The sequence below is a fragment of the Nitrospinota bacterium genome (assembly GCA_016208975.1).
In the GTDB taxonomy this organism is placed as follows: domain Bacteria; phylum Nitrospinota_A; class UBA7883; order UBA7883; family JACRLM01; genus JACQXA01.
Genome location: JACQXA010000004.1, coordinates 782182 through 799050, shown reverse-complemented (window position 1 = coordinate 799050; position 16869 = coordinate 782182). Strand labels below are relative to the sequence as shown.

The following is a 16869-nucleotide window of genomic DNA, read 5'->3' as shown; positions in this document are numbered from 1 at the left end:
AAACTGGCGGTTGAAAGCCCCAGGCAGGGGGCTATTCGCGTGGCGTTCGCCACCAAAGATGGAGTGAGCGTGAACGACCATTTCGGGTGGGCGCGGGATTTCCTTTTATACGACGTTTCGGCGGACGGGACATCAAAGGCCGGCAAGATAACCTTCGATGGCGGCGAGCTGGACGAGCGGGGAAACGACGACAAACTGTCCGGCAAGATAGACGCCCTGGCCGGATGCCACATCGTTTACAGCGAGGCCATCGGCGGCTCCGCGGCGGCCCGGCTTACCAACAGGAAGATACTGCCCATGGTGGCGCGGGACGAGCGTTCTATAACGGGCATATTGGACATGGTCAAGACAGCTCTTTCCGGACCCACCCCGCCGTGGCTAAGGAAGATAACGCAAACCAGCGACCCGTCGCGGTTCGACAGGTTCGATGAAGAAGACGGCGACTGACAGCATAAGTATTTGGAGGTTTCCATGAGCGCAAACGTCGCGTACAGAAAGAACGGGGAAAGCTACGTTCCCCAGTACCTCACCGAAATGAGCATCGCCGATTGCATAGGTTGCGGCCGGTGCTACAAGGTGTGCGGGCAGGGGGTTTTCACCCTGGTGGACAGGGCGTCTTTGGGGTTGGAAGAGGACGATTACGAGGACGAGGGCGCCATGGTGATGACCATAGCCAACGATGGCCTTTGCATCGGTTGCCAGGCATGCTCCAGGGTCTGCGCGAAAGGTTGCCATTCGTTCAAGCCGGGCCTGGCGGCCTGACGGCGATGACTCGGGAAGACGTCCGCCGCAGGGCGCTGGCGTCTTACTTGGGGCTTGCGGTGGGGGACGCCCTTGGGGCCACCACCGAGTTTATGACGCCCAGGGAGGTGCAGTCGGCCTTCGGAATCCATAAAGAGATAACTGGCGGCGGCTGGTTGCGCCTCAAGCCGGGCAAGGTCACCGATGACACCGAGATGGCCCTGGCGCTAGGCGCCGCGTTGCTGGCCCGCCGCGGGATGGACGCCAAATCCGTTGCCGACGCTTTTGTGGGATGGATGCGCTCAAAGCCGGTGGACATCGGCGGAACGGTGCGGCGGGGCATCCAGCGATATATAGTAAACGGCTCCACCGTGGCCGAGGCTTCAGACCAGTCCGCCGGGAACGGGGCCGCCATGCGGAACCTGCCGGTGGCCATCGCCACTTTGAACGATGACGGGCTTTTCCGCGAATGGACCATCACACAGGCCACCATCACCCATAACAATCCCCAGTCGGACGTGGGTTGCCTTCTGCTGGGGGACATCACCCGGCAGGCCATTTTAAAAGGCCAGTCGGCTCCGCTCCACACGCTGGCGCGGGGCTGGGTTACGCTTTACCCGGAGTTTGACCTGAAAAAGTTCAAGACAGCCGACACCAGCGGTTACATTGTCCATACCGTAAGGGTGGCGCTAAACTATTTTTTCAATACCACAGATTTTGAATCCTGCCTTATCGGCGTTGTGAACCTTGGGGGCGATGCGGATACCAACGCCGCCCTGGCGGGGCAGATGGCCGGGGCGTTTTACGGCCTGGACTCCATACCATCAAGGTGGCTCAAAAAGCTGGATCCCGCCGTGAAAACGCGCATTGAAGAGCAGGTGGAGGGTTTGATGAAGCTTGCGTTCCCATGAGGGCCGTTTAGCGAAAAAAGTTGCGCGCGCCGGATAATGGGTGATAAATTATTCTTCATGAACCTGTTTTCAAAGTCTAGCTTTAACCGCCTGTCGCTCCTTACCCTTCTTGCGCCCCAAGGCGCATAATACATTCACATTTAACAAACCGTCTGTTTTACTTTAATATAACGGTCGTATTCCGTGTTCAGCCAGCCACTCGGGGCTAATGCCCGGGGCCGGGCGGCAGGATAAATATAAGGATAGGAACGCAATGGCAAGACCTGCGAAAGACAGCATAATCATATTCGACACAACCCTGCGCGATGGTGAACAGGCGCCGGGGTTTTCCATGACCATAGAAGAGAAAATGGCGCTGGCCGCCCAACTGGCCAGGCTGAACGTGGACGTTATCGAAGCGGGGTTCCCCCGGTCGTCACCTGGCGATTTTGAGTCGGTCAAGAAGATCGCCAAGTCCATCGAGGGGCCGGTGATAGCCGGGCTGGCCCGCGCCATAGACGCGGACATAGACACCTGCGCCGAAGCGCTGAAACCTGCCAAACGCAAGCGTATCCACACGTTCATCGGCACGTCAGAGCAACATTTGAAATATCAAATGAAGAAGTCGGCGGCGGAGGCGTTGAAAATGGCCGTGGCCGCCGTGCGGCGCGCCAAGGGGCATGTGGACGACGTGGAGTTTTCCGCAATGGACGCCGCCCGCACCGAAAGGCAATTCCTGTACGACATCCTGGCGGCGGTGATAGACGCTGGCGCCACCACCGTGAACATACCGGATACCGTGGGCTACGCCATCCCCGAGGAGTTCGGCGGGCTGATAGCCGAGATAAAGGCCAACGTCCCCAACATAGACCGCGCCATAATTTCCGTCCATTGCCATAACGACCTGGGGCTGGGCGTGGCCAACTCCCTGGCGGCGGCGCAAAACGGCGCCCGGCAGATAGAATGCGCCGTGAACGGCATAGGCGAACGGGCGGGCAACGCCTCGCTGGAAGAAGTGGTTATGGCCATCAAGACCCGGCGGGACTTTTTCGGGGCCGACACCAAAGTGAACACCAAGGAGATCCATAAAACCTCGCGTCTGCTGGTGAGCATCACCGGCGTGCCAGTCCAGCCCAACAAGGCCATAGTGGGGGAGAACGCTTTCGCCCACGAGTCCGGCATACATCAGGACGGTATGCTTAAAGATCGCACCACCTTTGAGATCATGACGCCGGAGTCCATCGGGTTGAAGAAAAGCAAGCTGGTGCTGGGCAAACATTCCGGCAGGCACGCGTTGAGGAAACGGCTGGAGGAGCTCGGCTACGGGCTTTCAGACCCGGAGCTGGATCACGCTTTCGCAAAGTTCAAGGAGCTGGCCGACAAGAAGAAGATGATATTCGACGAGGATCTGGAGATAATCGTGGGGGAGGAACGGGCCGCCAGAGTGAAACCTGTGTATGAGCTTGTCTCCATGCAGTCCACCTCCGGCACCAACGCCATCCCCACGGCCACGGTGCGACTTCTTAAGGGAAAAGATACCCTGACGGACTCTTCCACCGGCGACGGCCCTGTGGACGCCACTTACCGCGCCATGGAGCGCATAACCGGAGTATCCGGCAAACTGCTGTCGTATAATATACGCTCGGTGGGCGAGGGCAAGGACGCGGTGGGCGAAGTTACCCTGCGGCTTGCTATCGGCGACGAGGTTTACGCGGGCAAAGGGGCCTCCACCGATGTTATTGAGGCTTCCGCTAAAGCCTGGCTGGGCGCGGTAAACAAGAAAATGGGCGGGAAATGAGCTGGTTTACCAAAGTAAAAAAGCCGCTGGAGAAGCTGGCGGGGAAGGGCGAAGCCCCAACCAAAAGCATCCCGGCGGGGTTGTGGCGCAAGTGCGACTCCTGCAAGGAGATTGTTTACAACTCCGAGCTGGAACGCAACTTTAACATTTGTCCCAAGTGCGGCCATCACCACCGCATTTCAGGCAAGAAGCGGGTGGAGCTGTTGATAGACGAGGGGACGTTCGTACAAAAGGACGCCAATCTGCATTCCAACGACCCGCTCAAGTTCAAGGACAGCAAGAAGTATAAAGACCGTTTGGCGGTGTCTTTCAAGAAGACCGGCAACCGGGACTCTGTGGTAGCCGGTTCCGGCAAGATAAACGGCAGGCCGGTGGAGATTGCGTCCATGGATTTCGAGTTCATGGGCGGCTCCATGGGTTCCGTGGCGGGGGAGCTTATCACCCGGGCCATCGAACGGGGCGCCGCGAACAAGGCGCCGGTTATCGTGGTGTCCTGCTCCGGCGGAGCCAGGATGCAGGAGGGGATGCTTTCGCTGGCCCAAATGGCCAAGACATCCGCCGCCCTGGCCGCCCTGGCGGAAAAAGGGGTTCCATTTATTTCAGTATTGGCCGACCCCACCAGCGGTGGCGTCACCGCCAGTTTCGCAATGCTGGGGGACGTGATAATCGCCGAGCCCAAGGCGCTCATATGTTTCGCCGGGCCGAGGGTTATTGCCCAGACCATCCGGGAAACCCTGCCCGAAGGTTTCCAACGGTCGGAGTTCTTGCTGGAACACGGGTTTGTGGACATGGTGGTCCACCGGCACGACATGAAAGACACCCTCGCCCGCCTGTTGGACAGCATGTGCGCCGGGCTGGAGAAACGCGGGCTATACACGGCGGAGTGAAATCCCTACTCCCTGCTCATGCAGGTTCAAAAAAACGGCCTTCGTTTTACAAAGGCCGCTTTTAATCCGGTCATTGATTCCCAGCGCACGGCCGGGTTAATTAACTAGCCTCACCCGCCGCCGGTGTGGGAGAAGTAATCAAACGTTCCGCACTGGTCGGCCGTAAGCTCTTCTTTCACCGCTATCTGGCTTTTCACCTTGCCGGCCAGCTGTTCGAACACCTTGGCCAGTTCCGGGCTTTTCTTGCGGTCGAATATGGGGTTGCCCGCGTCTGCCTCCTCGCAGATGGATTTGACCAGCGGGATCTGCGCCAGCAGGGGAAGCCCCAGTTTGGCGGCTTCGTTCTGCCCCCCTTCCTTGCCGAAGATATAGGCCACGTCGCCGCATTTTTCGCAAACGTAGTGGCTCATGTTCTCCACCAGCCCAAGTATGCTGGTCTGGGTCTGCTGGAACATGGACACCGCCCGGCGCACATCCACCAGGGCTATGTCCTGCGGGGTGGTGACCACCACGGCGCCGGTAACATCCAGCTGTTGCACCAGCGAAAGGGGTATGTCACCCGTGCCCGGGGGCATGTCCACCACAAGGTAATCCAGCTCGCCCCAGTTCACCTGGTTTAAAAGCTGGTTCACAAGCTTCATAACCATGGGGCCGCGGATGATTAAAGCCTCCTCATCCTCCAGCGCCATTCCTATGGAGATTATTTTCAGCCCGTCCCTCTCGAACGGCACTATCAGGTTGCCGCTCACCTCCAGGCTTGCCCGGGCGTTGAGCATCCTGTGCACCGAGGGGCCGAACAGGTCCAAATCCAAAAGGCCCGTCTTGTTCCCCAGCTGGGCCAGGGTGTACGCAAGGTTCACCGCCACGGTGGATTTGCCCACGCCACCCTTACCGGAGACCACGGGCACTATGTTTTTCACGCCGGGCAGTTTGCGTCGGACAAAAGGAGAGTCTCCATGCCCATGGGTGTGGGCTTCCTGTTTTTTGCTCGCGGCGGCTTCGTCACCCACCAGCACGAAAACCTCCGCCCTTCCGGCCATGTCCGCCAAGGCGGCCCGAACGGCCTCTTTAAGCCGGTCAATAACGCTATCGTCGGCGGAAATGGTTTTCAGCGAGACTACTATGGAATCCGGCGAGGCATCCACATCACGCACGGCGCCTAGGGATACGATATCCTTGGAAAACCCGGGGTATGGAACTTTCGCTAAAGCTTCCAGAACCTGTTTTTTATCAGCCATTTTTACATTATTGCCTGAACGCTCCGGACACCCGGAACTTTTTCCCGTATGGCGCGTTCAATGCCCATTTTCAAAGTCATGGTTGCCGAAGGGCATCCGGCGCAGGCCCCCTGAAGGCGCACCAGCACATCCCCTTCGTCGTTTACGTCTATGAATTCCACGTTGCCGCCGTCGGCCAGCAGGGCCGGGCGGATGTCGTTCAAAGCAGATTCAATGGAATTTTTGTCCAGCATCCGGGTATCTCCTTATCAAAATATCTATTAATGACCGGTTACATGCCCAGTCTTTTTTTATCACCTAAGTGTACAACAGGACAGGACCAAAGTCATACTGTTTTACTCAGGTATTCTTATAGATTCAATCTTGATCCATAAAGATTCTTTAAAATTACGTTAATTGTGAATCTTTTTTTACATTTTGGAATCCACAAAGGGCAATCTTGTCGCTTATTTTACCCCCGCTCCGTGGGTTGCGCAGTATTTGTCTATAATTTGCAACTAGTTAGGGGGTTACGGTTTCTGGCAAAGCATCTTTCCATGTTTCTTGAGGCCTTAAGGGGAAATTAGTAAACTTTTTGGGGAGGGAGAATTTATGAGGCAGTTCTTATCCGGGGCGATTGTTCTTTTGGCGGCCATTGCCTTTATGGCGCCGAAGGCCAACGCCACCAACGGCCATCAACTTATGGGCGTGGGCGCCTACGCAAACGCCATGGGCGGCGCGGTTACCGCGGCTCCATACGACACCACAACGGCGGTATCCAACCCGGCGGGCATGGTGTTGATCGACAAAAAGGCGGATTTTAACTTCGAGGGATTCATGCCCACCCGCACGGCGGATTTTAAAGGCGCCGGCGGACAGGACAACCAGGGCGGCTCGCCCCTGTATCTGGTTCCGGCTGCAGGCTGGGTTGGCCCGGTGAATGACACTGGCGACCTGGTTTTCGGCGGCGGCATGTTCCTGGTGTCCGGCATGGGCGTGGATTACGACACCATCAACTCCATACCTTTCAGCGCCGCCTATGGGGATTACACCCCCTGGAAAGCCAACCTTTACAGCCAATACCAGTTCTGGAAACTGGCCCCTACGCTGGCCAAAAAGGTGAACGACAACCTTTCGGTGGGCGTGGCGTTGAACATTGACTACCAGCAGATGGCTTTCAAGAACTGGTTCACCGACCCCAACAACTCCGCCAACTACATGGGGGCGGACCTTTCAAGGGCTGTGGGCACGTTGGGTTATGGCGTAACCGTCGGGGCCGTGTACAAGGTTAACGACATGATCTCCTTCGGCGCCACCTATATATCCGAACAGAACTTCGGTGATATGGAGTACCGCCTTTCCGCCGGCGACGTGGCCTTCCCCACCGGGCAGGGCACCGCCATCGTGAGCGGTGACGGGACGTACAAGATGAAGATGAACTTCCCGCAACAGATTGCCATTGGCCTGGCCTTAAAGCCCATGGAGAACCTGAAGATCACCGCGGATTACAAGTGGATCAACTTCAAGAAGACCCACGAGAGCATAGACCTTAAGGGCGACTACGCCGTGGTGAGCCAGACCACCGGGCAGATGGTGGGCGCCGCCAGCGCCCTGCCGCTGGCTTTCGGATGGGATGACGTTTCGGTGATAGCCGTTGGCGCCGAGCTTAAGGCTACAGACGGAGTCACCCTGCGCGCCGGTTACAACCACGGCAACTCCCCCATCAAGGAAGAGGACGTGTTCAACAACCTGGTATTCCCGGCCATCGTGGAAGACCATCTGGGGTTGGGCGTGGACTTCAAGCTGGCCCACGGCTGGGGCCTGGGGCTCTCCTACGTGAAGGCGTTCAAGAAGGAGATCACCGGCAGTGGGGACCTGATGGGGCAAACCTCCGGCGCGAAAATCGCCCTGGAAGAGACCAGCTTCATTTTGGCCATCAGCTACAACTACGGCGCGAAGTAACTTTATAGCCCGCCTCTCGGCGGGAGCGATATCACGGCGGGGGTTTTTAAAAATCCCCGCCGTTTTTTTTATGGCGTCAATCCCGCGCCGCCGTGGCAAAATGGCCCGGATGGAAAGGCGGTTAGGTGAATGACCCACGACTACGTGATAATAGGCGCCGGGCCCGCCGGCCTGGCCTGCGCCATAGAGGCGGAAAAGCTTGGGCGCTCCTGCCTGGTATTGGATAAAGGTTGTCTTGCCAACACTATTTACAGCCTACCGGCCGACCTTATTTTTTTCTCCACCCCGGACCTTCTGCAAATTGGCGAACTTGTGTTTATAAGCCAGAATTTCCGGCCAGCCCGCGCCGAGGTCTTGAAATATTACCGCGCCGTGGCGGACCATTACCGGTTGAAGGTGAGCGCCTTCGAGAAGGTTACGGCGGTGGTGGGGGAGAACGGCGGCTTTACCGTTGAAACCCTGCGCCACAACGGCGAACGGAGGGCGCATAAGGCGCGTAACGTGGTTTTCGCCACCGGGTATTACGACAACCCCAACATGCTCCATATCCACGGCGAAGGTTTTTCGGCGAAAGTCTCCCATTATTACTCCGAGGCCCATCCTTACAGCGGCATGGACGTGGCCATAATAGGGGGCAAAAACTCCGCCGTGGAGGCGGCGCTAAACCTGTATAGGGCTGGCGCCAGGGTGACTATCATCCATCGGGGGCCGTCTCTTTCGGACAGCGTGAAATACTGGGTGCGGCCGGATATCGAAAAAAGGCTGGAGGGGGGCCAGATAAAGGCCATGTTCATGAGCGAGGTGGCGGAGATACATCCGGCGGGGATAATGGTGAGGAACCGCTCCACCGGCGAGGTTAAGGGTATCCCCAACGATTTCGTGTTCGCGCTTACCGGCTACCACCCCGACGTAACGTTATTAAAATCGTGCGGGGTGGAGGTTGACCAGTATACCCTGGCCCCCCTCCATAATCCGGAAACGCTGGAGACGAACGTGCCTGGAATTTATGTGGCCGGCTCCATCGTGGCCGGGCTGAACAACAATAAGGTGTTTATCGAGAACAGCCGGGAACACGGCAAACTCATAATCCGGTAATATGGCGGATTGAACATGTCAGTATCTTTCGACAAGCTTTGCGAGATCATGGCCCGGTTGAGGGGCGAAGGGGGATGCCCATGGGACCGGGAACAGACCCATGAGTCGCTAAAACCGTACATGGTGGAGGAAGCCTACGAGGTTATCGAGGCCATAGATACCGGCGACCGGGAGCATTTGAAAGAGGAGCTGGGGGACCTGATCTTGCAGGTTGTGTTCCACGCCCAGTTAGCCGGGGAGCGGGGGGAGTTCAATATAGACGACGTGCTGGAGGGTATATCCGAAAAGCTCATCCGCCGCCATCCACACGTGTTCGGGGAGTCGTTGGCGGACACAGCCGAAAAGGTGATGACCCAATGGCAGGAGATAAAGAAGGCGGAGAAGGGGCGCGCCTCCATAATGGACGGCGCGGCCCCGGCGGGTATGCCCGCGCTTATGCGAGCGGTGAAGATCCAGAAGAAAGCCGCTGAGGCGGGGTTCGACTGGGAGGACTGGCGAGGCGCGTTCGAGAAGATAAAAGAAGAGGCCGCCGAGCTTTCCGCCGCCATCGAGGAGGATGTGAATGAAAAGGTGGAGATGGAGCTGGGCGACCTTCTGTTCTCCATGGCCAACGTGGCAAGGCATATCGGCGTTGACCCGGAGGAGGCTCTGCGCAAGACGATTTTGAAATTTGTCATCAGGTTTCAGGACATGGAGACCCGGCTGGAGCAGGCCGGGGGGGAACTTTCGGAAACTCCCATGGAGGCGCTGGACAAGCTGTGGGACGAGGCCAAGAAAAGGTATGTTTAAAATAGACATTGATATCTATTACGAGGACACCGACTGCGGCGGCGTAGTATACTACGCCAATTACCTGAAGTATTTCGAGCGGGCCCGCACCAGGTTGCTTGTCTCCCGCGGGGTGGATCCGTCCGAATGGATGCGCAAGGGCGTGCTTTTCACCGTCACCCGGGCCGAGGTAAGCTATAAAAGCCCCGCCGTTTACGGCGACGCCATAACGGTGGAGACGCGGCTTACAAAGCTTAAGGGCGCCAGGATAAGCTTCGATTATTTTATTGCCCACGCCAGCGGCGGCAGGTTGATCGTCACCGGCGAAACGGACATGGCCTGTGTTAACGATAAAATGCGGCCCATGCCTTTGCCTCATGAGATTAAGGAAAGCCTTGCGCCGGTATTGATAACCGGCGAGTGATATTGGCCAGCGTAAGGGATAGGTGATGGATAACGGAACGAAACAGGAAGCTGGGGAGTTTGCGGGGCTGGAGGAGCGCATCAAGGAGCGTGTCCGGCAAAAGATGGCCTCGGGGCTGTACAACGAAGACGAGCTGGAACGGCTAACCCGGTTGAAGAGCAGGGTGTTTGAGCCTTCAGACCAGCCTGTACGCGTATCCCTGCTGGACGGCCATCAGGGAAGCCGCGCCCTGCATGAGGATTGGGACCTGGCGGGGCCCATAAAGATACAGACCGGCCGGGGCGGCCTGGCGGGGAACATTGTCACTCTGTTCAAGAAAATATATCAGAAAACACTCCACCGCCTTATCCGCATAACCCTCGTGCGCCAGTCGGACTATAACCTGGCGGTGCGTGACACTCTGCAACGGGCCGAGCAGGAGCTTTCCTATCAGCGGCGCCGTTACCTGGAACTGGCCTCGCGGACGCTGGCGGCGGAGAAGGCGCTGGACGAGATGGACAGGCGCATGCTGAAAGTGGAACGGCTGGAGGAGAAAATGACCTCGCTGGACCGCGCGTTGAAAGACCTTGACCGGCAGGGTGTGTTCCTGAAAAACCGGGTGATGGATATGCTGGAGGATATCGCCAAAAAATCCCCCTCGGCGGTAAACGTGGCGGAAGAAAAATCCAAACTGGAATCTTTTGACTACACCCTGTTTGAAAACCTCCACCGCGGCTCCCGTGAGGAAATCCGCAAACGGCTGGAGGTTTACGCCCATTGGTTCAAGGGCGCCCAAAATGTGGTTGATATCGGTTGCGGCCGGGGCGAACTTCTGGAGGTTTTCGCCGCCAATGGCATTTCCGCCACCGGGTTGGACATTAACGAGGAGATGGTGGCCGAATGCGCGGCCCTTGGGCTTTCCGCCACAAGCGGGGACGCCATATCATTCCTGAAATCCCGGCAGGGCGGTTCGCTGGGTGGAATCACGGCGGTGCAGGTGATTGAACACATGCCCGTGGATGTGATGGGGGAGTTTTTCAAGCTGGCCTACGACAAACTGAAACCCGGCGCCCAGATAGCGGCGGAAACCGTGAACCCCACGTGCCTCACCACCTTCTGCGGCGCGTTTTATCTGGACATGAGCCACACCAAACCTGTGCATCCGCTGGCGGTCCAGTTCATGCTGGAGCGCATCGGGTTCTCGGAAGTCCGTATTGAATACCTGAATCCATACCCGGCCCACATGCGTCTTAAGACCGTGGCGCCGGAGGATTTCCCATCCGGGGTGGAGCCGTCGTTCATTGTGGAATACAACGCCAACCTGGACAAACTCAACGGTATCCTTTACAGCCATACCGATTACGCGGTGGTGGCCCGCAAGTAGTTTTCGAGGGAGTCCCGGCGCCAAACAGGGCCGGTGAACGCTGTGTGATATGCAAAATTCCCCTTTCCATCCGGAGAACCGGGCCGCCTACGAAAAATGGCGGGACGAAAAACTGGCCCGCCATCCCGCCCGGGTGGAGGATTTAATCGTCTCCGTAACCGATCCGCGATGTATCACTCCCGCCGAAAAAGGCGCAATACTGGAACGGCTCTCCCGGGCCAACATGGCCATCTACCAAAGCCAATTAGGAACCTGCGCCGACAAACGGATACCCGTCTCCATGATGCGGTCGTTCGGGGCCACGGAGTACGACCACAACCCGGAGTCCGACGATGAGGGGGTTACATCCCTTACGCCCCGGAGCGAGGAGGAATGGGAGGGCAAAGCCTTCGAGTACATTCCGTACAGCTCAAAAGCCATCCAGTGGCACACCGACGGTTATTACAACCCGGTGGAGCGGCTGGTGCGGTCGCTGATTCTCCACTGCGCCCAACAGGCGGATGAAGGGGGAGAAAACGAGCTTTTGGACCATGAGGTCATGTACATCCTCCTGCGCGAGGAGAACCCGGAGCATGTGCGGGCCCTCATGCGGCCAGACGCTTTCACCATTCCAGCCCGGGTGGAAAACGGCGTTACGGTACGGCCGGAACAGTCCGGTCCGGTTTTCACCGTGGACCAGGTGGACGGCAGGCTGTACATGCGTTACACCCACAGGGTGAAAAGCATTGTCTGGAAAAATGACGTGATGACCAGCGGGGCCGTGGAAGCGATCCGGAAAATATTGGCTGGGCCGAATCCTTATATGTTCCGCGCCAGGCTTGCGCCCGGATGGGGATTGTTGTGCAATAACGTCCTGCACACCCGGTCCGCTTTCGCCACCGGGCAGGAAGCGCCGAAACGGCTTTTGTACCGCATCCGCTCTTTCAACCGGCTTGCGTGACCTTGCGCCATGATAAGGATAGAAAACCTCACAAAAAAATATGGCTCCTTTCAGGCTTTAAAGGGCATCTCGCTGGAAGTGCGCGAAGGGGAGCTTTTCGCCTTTCTGGGCCCTAACGGCTCCGGAAAGACCACCACCATAAACATCCTCACCGGCCTTTGCGCCCCCAGCTCCGGGCGGGTATGGCTGAACGGGCATGACATCGCGTCCGACACCCTCAACGCCAAACGGCAGAACGGCGTGGTGAACCAGGCCATTAACCTGGACGGGGAGCTGACCGTGCGGGAAAACCTGCTTATCCACGGGATGCTTTTCGGCATGCCCCGCAAGCAGATAAGCGCCCGGACGGAGGAGTTGCTGGATTACGCCGAAATGGCGGACAGGGCCGATGACCCTGTGAAGGACCTGTCCGGCGGATTCAAACGCCGCCTCATGATAATGCGGGCGCTGATGCACAAGCCGCGCATATTGTTTCTGGACGAACCCACCGTGGGGCTGGATCCTTCCATCCGGCGGAAGATATGGTCGCTCATAAGAAAAATCCAGCAGGGCGGAACCACCATTTTCCTGACCACCCATTACATCGAGGAGGCGGAGTTTCTGGCGGAACGGGTGGCTTTTTTGAACGAGGGGGAAATAATGGCAGTGGACGCCCCCCAGGCCCTCATGGCTGGGCTTGGGGATTGGGCGCTGGACGAACTGGTGGAAGGGGAGATACGCACGAAATATTTCAAGGCCAAGGGGGACGCCAATTCAGCGGCCTCCTCGGAGCCGGGGGCGTTCACCGTGCGCCGGGTGAACCTGGAGGATGTGTTTATAAAAATGACGGGGAAAAAGGTGGGGGAGGAGCCCCAGCCATAGGCCGCAATCAACCCTCCCGTTTCTCCAGATATACCGTTTGAGTGGGATAGGCGAAAGATATGCCCCGCTTTGAGAACTCCTCGGCTATGCGGATACCCACCGAGCTTTGAATGTCCATGAACAGCTGGTAGTCCTGGTCTTCCACGAAATACACCATCTCGAATATCAGGGCGGACTCGCCGAAATAAACAAAATGGGCGCGCTCGAATTTTGTTTTTTCATGCTCCCCAACGATAGCCTTGAGCATTTCCGGTATTTGCCGCATCAGTTCCGGAGGCGTGGTGTAAACAAGCCCAAGCCGGGTTAAAACCCTGCGCCGCTCCAGCCGCTTGTAATTTTTCACCCGCGCTGAAGTTAGCGCCGTGTTGGAAACAATTATCTCCTCCCCGTCCAGGCTTCGCACACGGGTGGTTTTTATCCCTACCCGCTCCACCGCGCCTGTCATCCCGTCGAATGAGATCACGTCTCCCACAAGGAAAGGCTTGTCCATGAGGATAACGAAATAGCTGAACAAATCCCCCAGCACCGCCTGTGAAGCCAGCGCCAGCGCCACGCCGCCAACACCAAGCCCGGCTATGACGGTGGAGACGTTGAAGCCGAGGTTGTCCAGCAGGAAGATAAGGGCCAGCGCCCATATGACAGCTGTGATCAAAGGGGTAAACGGGGCTTTTGCGGTTATCTCGCCGCCTTGTTCCATCCGCCGTTTTTCTATCGAATAAACCGCCAGCTCGGAAATCAGCCTGGCGCCGAAAAAGGTGAGCGCCACAAAACCTGCGGCGTCCACAAACCTTCCGGCCGGCGAGGGCAAGGCGAGGGTTTTGACGCCTATGTATATGGCCGTCAGGTATAAGAATGGCGTGACGTTTTTTTCGATGGCGCCCACGATAAACCTCGCTGGCTCATCCCCCCATACGGGCACGAGTTTTTTAAGCCTGCGCTCGTATATGGAGACGCCGACCCGTATGGCCAGCGCGCCGCCCAGCATGATAGCGGCGGCCAGCGCCAGGTCCGCGGCGCTATTCCCATCCAGCAGGCTTTTCAGCAGTTTTTCCATCATTCTGGCGCTGATATTGTTTGACGCTATTCTACCACCGGGGGATGGCTTTTAAGCCAATCCCGGGCGGATTAACTTCCCACGCTCTGGTAATGGTCTATTCCCACCTTCCACAGCATGTGCGAAAGCCAGAACGCCACGGCGCCGATGACCGGCGTTAGGTACTGGAGCGCCGGGTGGAACAGCATGTCGGAAGTCTCCCGCGCCAGGAAATAATGGCTGGGATAGAAATTGATGAACGCGATGGGGAAGACCACCGTGAGGAACACCTGTATCCACACCCGGTAGATTGATATGGGGTACACGATGAACTCCTTGGAGCTGTAAACGATGGTATGCACCAGCGAGCGGTTGCGGATGGTCCAGAACGCCACCGCCGACACCGCCAGCCGCACCGCCCCATGGATAAGCGCCGCCCCGGCTATGACCATGAGCAGGAAAAACAGTTTTGTCGCGTCCCAATCCACCCCTCCCCGGGTGGAACCGAAATAGAGGGCTATAAACCCGATAAGGAAATGGGCCAGCGAGCTTATCTCGAATCCGGAGGACAGTGTTTGCAAAAGCGGGCTTAAGGGGCGGATAAGATACCTGTCGAAATGCCCCTGCTGGATCATCCCCTCAAAATAGTTCAAGGGCGAAAAAAAGAGCATGGAGGCGCCCTGGGAAAAACTGAGCAGGCCGTACAGGAACGCCATGTCCCCCAGGTTCCAGCCGTTGATGGCGGAAAACTTGTCCATCACCACCAGCACCGCGCCTATCTGCCCAGCGTAGAATAGGAAAAGGGCGAAAAACAGGAACACGAAAGTGGCCCTGTATTCCATTTTCGCCTGGATGGAGGCCAGGATTAGCCGCAGGTAAATTGCCGCTTCGCTCCGCACTGTCACCCTCCCTGCACCACCAGCTTGCGCTTGGCGGCGTTCCACATGACATAACTTACGCCGCCGAGGATAACCACCCACACGCCCTGCAGGGCGATAAGCTTATAAGCCCCGGCGCCGGTGATATGCCCCATGAACACCGCCGTGGGGGTGTACAGGATGTACTGGAACGGCATGGCCGCGATGGCTGGTTTGGCCCATTCCGGGAAGAAATCAATGGGCACCACGCTTCCCGAGAAAATGTTGAGCAGGCCGTATTTCATAAGCTGGAACGAGAAGGTCTCCACGAACCAGAAGGCCAGCAGGGCGAACGAGAAGTTTAAAAGGAACGAGATGGAATATCCCAAAATCCAGGCCACCGCCCCCAAAAGGTAGCGTTCCGGGGCCGTGGGGACGATTATGTCGAACGACAGCAGGCACACAAGAATGATGGGCGCCACCCGGGTGAACCAGTGGAACATGGTCTCACCCATGGCGTTGGCCAGCACCATCAGGGTGAAGTTCACCGGTTTTATCATGTCCATGGCGATGTCGCCGGTACGCACCCGGCCGGCGATGTCCGTGTCGTCCATGGACATGGAGACGCGGCAAACCAGGGCGAACACCGCGTAAGTGATTATCTGCGGCTGGGTGAAAGAGTTTTGCGCCCCCGCGGGCATGGCCGAGTAGATGGCCCCCCACAAAGCGGTGAATATGAATATGTAAAGCAGGCCGTTGAACACCCCAACGAAATATTCAAACTTGTAGGCCAGCTGGCTTTGAAAAGTTTTAATGGCGAAGTTCAGGTAAACCGGCAGGGCCGCCCCCCCAAACGCCGCCGTTTCCCCGGAGCCCGCCCGCATCAAACCCTCCCCATCGGCCTGGTGACGCCGTGGGCGTAGATGTTCTTCACCACGTCTTCCACCTTGGGCTCGTGGATCGAAATGTCCTTAACCATGTAGTTTGCGAACAGGCGGGTTATCACCTCCTGCGCCGAGGCGTCGTCTTGAGAGAAACGCAACCACCGGCGGTTCCCCTCGCTTACGGTAAGCTCCACCATCGGCAGTTTGGAGAAATCGTCCACCGGCTCGTAAAACTCCACCTCCAGAAGTTTTTCCCGGGCGTATTCCCCCTTGAGAAGCTCTGTGGCTCCGTCGTACACCAGCTTTCCCTCGTCGAGAATCATTATCCTGTCGCAAAGGGCCTCAATGTCGTCCATGTCGTGGGTGGTAAGGATTATAGTGGAGCCCCGTTCTTTATTTATCCTCTTCAGGAATTTCCGCACCTGGTCTTTGGCGATAAGGTCCAGCCCTATGGTGGGTTCGTCCAGAAAAAGGACCTTGGGCCCATGAAGAAGCGACGCGGCCAGGTCGCACCGCATCCGCTGGCCCAGGGAAAGTTTCCGGACAGGCACCTTCAATAAAGGTTCCAACTCCAGCGCCTCTGAAAGCTCCGAAAAGTTCCGCTGGAAAATCCCGTCCGGCACGGCGTAGATGGAGCGGAGCAGGTCGAAAGACTCCCGAACGGCCAAATCCCACCAAAGCTGGGTGCGCTGGCCGAACACCACGCCGATGTTCCTGGAATTATCCTTGCGCCGCTGATAGGGGACAACCCCCGCCACCTCCGCCCGGCCCGATGTGGGCGTAAGGATGCCGGTTAGTATTTTTATGGTGGTGGATTTGCCCGCGCCGTTCTCTCCGACATACCCCACAAACTCCCCCTCGTTTATATTGAACGACAGGTCGTCCACCGCCTTTTTAACAGAATGTTTGCGGGTGACGAGGTTCGCCCAAGCGCCGAAAAAACCGCTTCTGCCCTCGGTAACGGCGAACTGGCGGCATAACCGCTCCACCCGGATCAAGGGAGTTTCGCTCATTTGCCGGCCTCTAGCTACGCCGGTTCATTGATATAAACATCGCTAGATTTTATCAGAACAGACCGAAAGCCCCGCGGGTATTAAAGGATTTGTTTTGTAAAGCCGCGTCACATGCATGGCCAATCATTGCTTGACA

The 16869-nt window shown here is 57.5% G+C and carries 18 protein-coding genes; 12 read left to right on the top strand and 6 right to left on the bottom strand.

The annotated features are described in order from the left end of the window. The first annotated feature begins 33 nt into the window (after positions 1–33). The 5 genes from nifX (at position 34) to HY751_07435 (ending at position 4316) form a co-directional block, all read left to right on the top strand. Entirely contained in the window at positions 34–447 is a 414-nt protein-coding gene (gene nifX / locus HY751_07455) for a nitrogen fixation protein NifX (protein MBI4666227.1), read from the top strand. A gap of 24 nt (positions 448–471) precedes the next feature. Next, a complete protein-coding gene (gene fdxB, locus HY751_07450) occupies positions 472–762 on the top strand; it encodes a ferredoxin III, nif-specific (protein ID MBI4666226.1) in 291 nt (96 codons plus the stop codon). A gap of 5 nt (positions 763–767) precedes the next feature. Next, positions 768–1652 carry an ADP-ribosyl-[dinitrogen reductase] hydrolase gene (gene draG / locus HY751_07445; GenBank protein MBI4666225.1) on the top strand — a complete coding sequence of 295 codons (885 nt, stop codon included), beginning with the start codon at positions 768–770 and terminating at the stop codon, positions 1650–1652. A gap of 253 nt (positions 1653–1905) precedes the next feature. Further along, positions 1906–3429 (top strand): 2-isopropylmalate synthase, encoded by a 1524-nt coding sequence (locus tag HY751_07440; GenBank protein MBI4666224.1) that lies wholly within the window; start codon positions 1906–1908, stop codon positions 3427–3429. Beyond that, positions 3426–4316 carry an acetyl-CoA carboxylase carboxyltransferase subunit beta gene (locus HY751_07435; protein ID MBI4666223.1) on the top strand — a complete coding sequence of 297 codons (891 nt, stop codon included), beginning with the start codon at positions 3426–3428 and terminating at the stop codon, positions 4314–4316. The genes HY751_07440 and HY751_07435 overlap by 4 nt, the downstream gene beginning before the upstream one ends. 110 nt (positions 4317–4426) lie before the next feature. Here HY751_07435 and HY751_07430 read toward each other — a convergent pair whose 3' ends face one another. Both HY751_07430 and HY751_07425 read right to left on the bottom strand, forming a co-directional pair. Continuing rightward, positions 4427–5554: an Mrp/NBP35 family ATP-binding protein gene (locus tag HY751_07430; protein ID MBI4666222.1), complete on the bottom strand. Its 1128-nt coding sequence runs from the start codon at positions 5552–5554 to the stop codon at positions 4427–4429. A gap of 2 nt (positions 5555–5556) precedes the next feature. Then, positions 5557–5787 carry a NifU family protein gene (locus tag HY751_07425; GenBank protein ID MBI4666221.1) on the bottom strand — a complete coding sequence of 77 codons (231 nt, stop codon included), beginning with the start codon at positions 5785–5787 and terminating at the stop codon, positions 5557–5559. A 358-nt stretch (positions 5788–6145) separates the two neighbouring features. Here HY751_07425 and HY751_07420 point away from each other — a divergent pair, with 358 nt between their 5' ends. From HY751_07420 to HY751_07390, 7 genes are all read left to right on the top strand, one after another. Next, a complete protein-coding gene (locus tag HY751_07420; protein ID MBI4666220.1) occupies positions 6146–7495 on the top strand; it encodes an outer membrane protein transport protein in 1350 nt (449 codons plus the stop codon). Between the two features lie 129 nt (positions 7496–7624). Then, positions 7625–8590, top strand: coding sequence for a YpdA family putative bacillithiol disulfide reductase (gene ypdA, locus HY751_07415; GenBank protein MBI4666219.1), 966 nt, complete (start codon positions 7625–7627; stop codon positions 8588–8590). A 15-nt stretch (positions 8591–8605) separates the two neighbouring features. Next, positions 8606–9379: a nucleoside triphosphate pyrophosphohydrolase gene (gene mazG / locus HY751_07410; GenBank protein ID MBI4666218.1), complete on the top strand. Its 774-nt coding sequence runs from the start codon at positions 8606–8608 to the stop codon at positions 9377–9379. Between the two features lies 1 nt (position 9380). Continuing rightward, a complete protein-coding gene (locus HY751_07405; protein ID MBI4666217.1) occupies positions 9381–9782 on the top strand; it encodes a YbgC/FadM family acyl-CoA thioesterase in 402 nt (133 codons plus the stop codon). A 25-nt stretch (positions 9783–9807) separates the two neighbouring features. Beyond that, positions 9808–11145: a methyltransferase domain-containing protein gene (locus tag HY751_07400; GenBank protein ID MBI4666216.1), complete on the top strand. Its 1338-nt coding sequence runs from the start codon at positions 9808–9810 to the stop codon at positions 11143–11145. 49 nt (positions 11146–11194) lie between these two features. Then, entirely contained in the window at positions 11195–12085 is an 891-nt protein-coding gene (locus HY751_07395; protein ID MBI4666215.1) for a TauD/TfdA family dioxygenase, read from the top strand. A gap of 9 nt (positions 12086–12094) precedes the next feature. After that, positions 12095–12946: an ABC transporter ATP-binding protein gene (locus HY751_07390; GenBank protein ID MBI4666214.1), complete on the top strand. Its 852-nt coding sequence runs from the start codon at positions 12095–12097 to the stop codon at positions 12944–12946. Positions 12947–12953: 7 nt separating this feature from the next. On the opposite strand, the gene HY751_07385 is transcribed toward HY751_07390, so the two are convergent. The 4 genes from HY751_07385 to HY751_07370 form a co-directional block, all read right to left on the bottom strand. Beyond that, entirely contained in the window at positions 12954–14003 is a 1050-nt protein-coding gene (locus HY751_07385) for a mechanosensitive ion channel family protein (GenBank protein ID MBI4666213.1), read from the bottom strand. A gap of 68 nt (positions 14004–14071) precedes the next feature. Beyond that, on the bottom strand, positions 14072–14878 hold the full coding sequence (locus tag HY751_07380; protein ID MBI4666212.1) for an ABC-2 family transporter protein: 807 nt from the start codon (positions 14876–14878) through the stop codon (positions 14072–14074). Positions 14879–14880: 2 nt separating this feature from the next. Beyond that, positions 14881–15720: an ABC-2 family transporter protein gene (locus tag HY751_07375; protein MBI4666211.1), complete on the bottom strand. Its 840-nt coding sequence runs from the start codon at positions 15718–15720 to the stop codon at positions 14881–14883. After that, positions 15720–16733 (bottom strand): ATP-binding cassette domain-containing protein, encoded by a 1014-nt coding sequence (locus tag HY751_07370; protein ID MBI4666210.1) that lies wholly within the window; start codon positions 16731–16733, stop codon positions 15720–15722. The genes HY751_07375 and HY751_07370 overlap by 1 nt, the downstream gene beginning before the upstream one ends. Positions 16734–16869 lie beyond the last annotated feature (136 nt).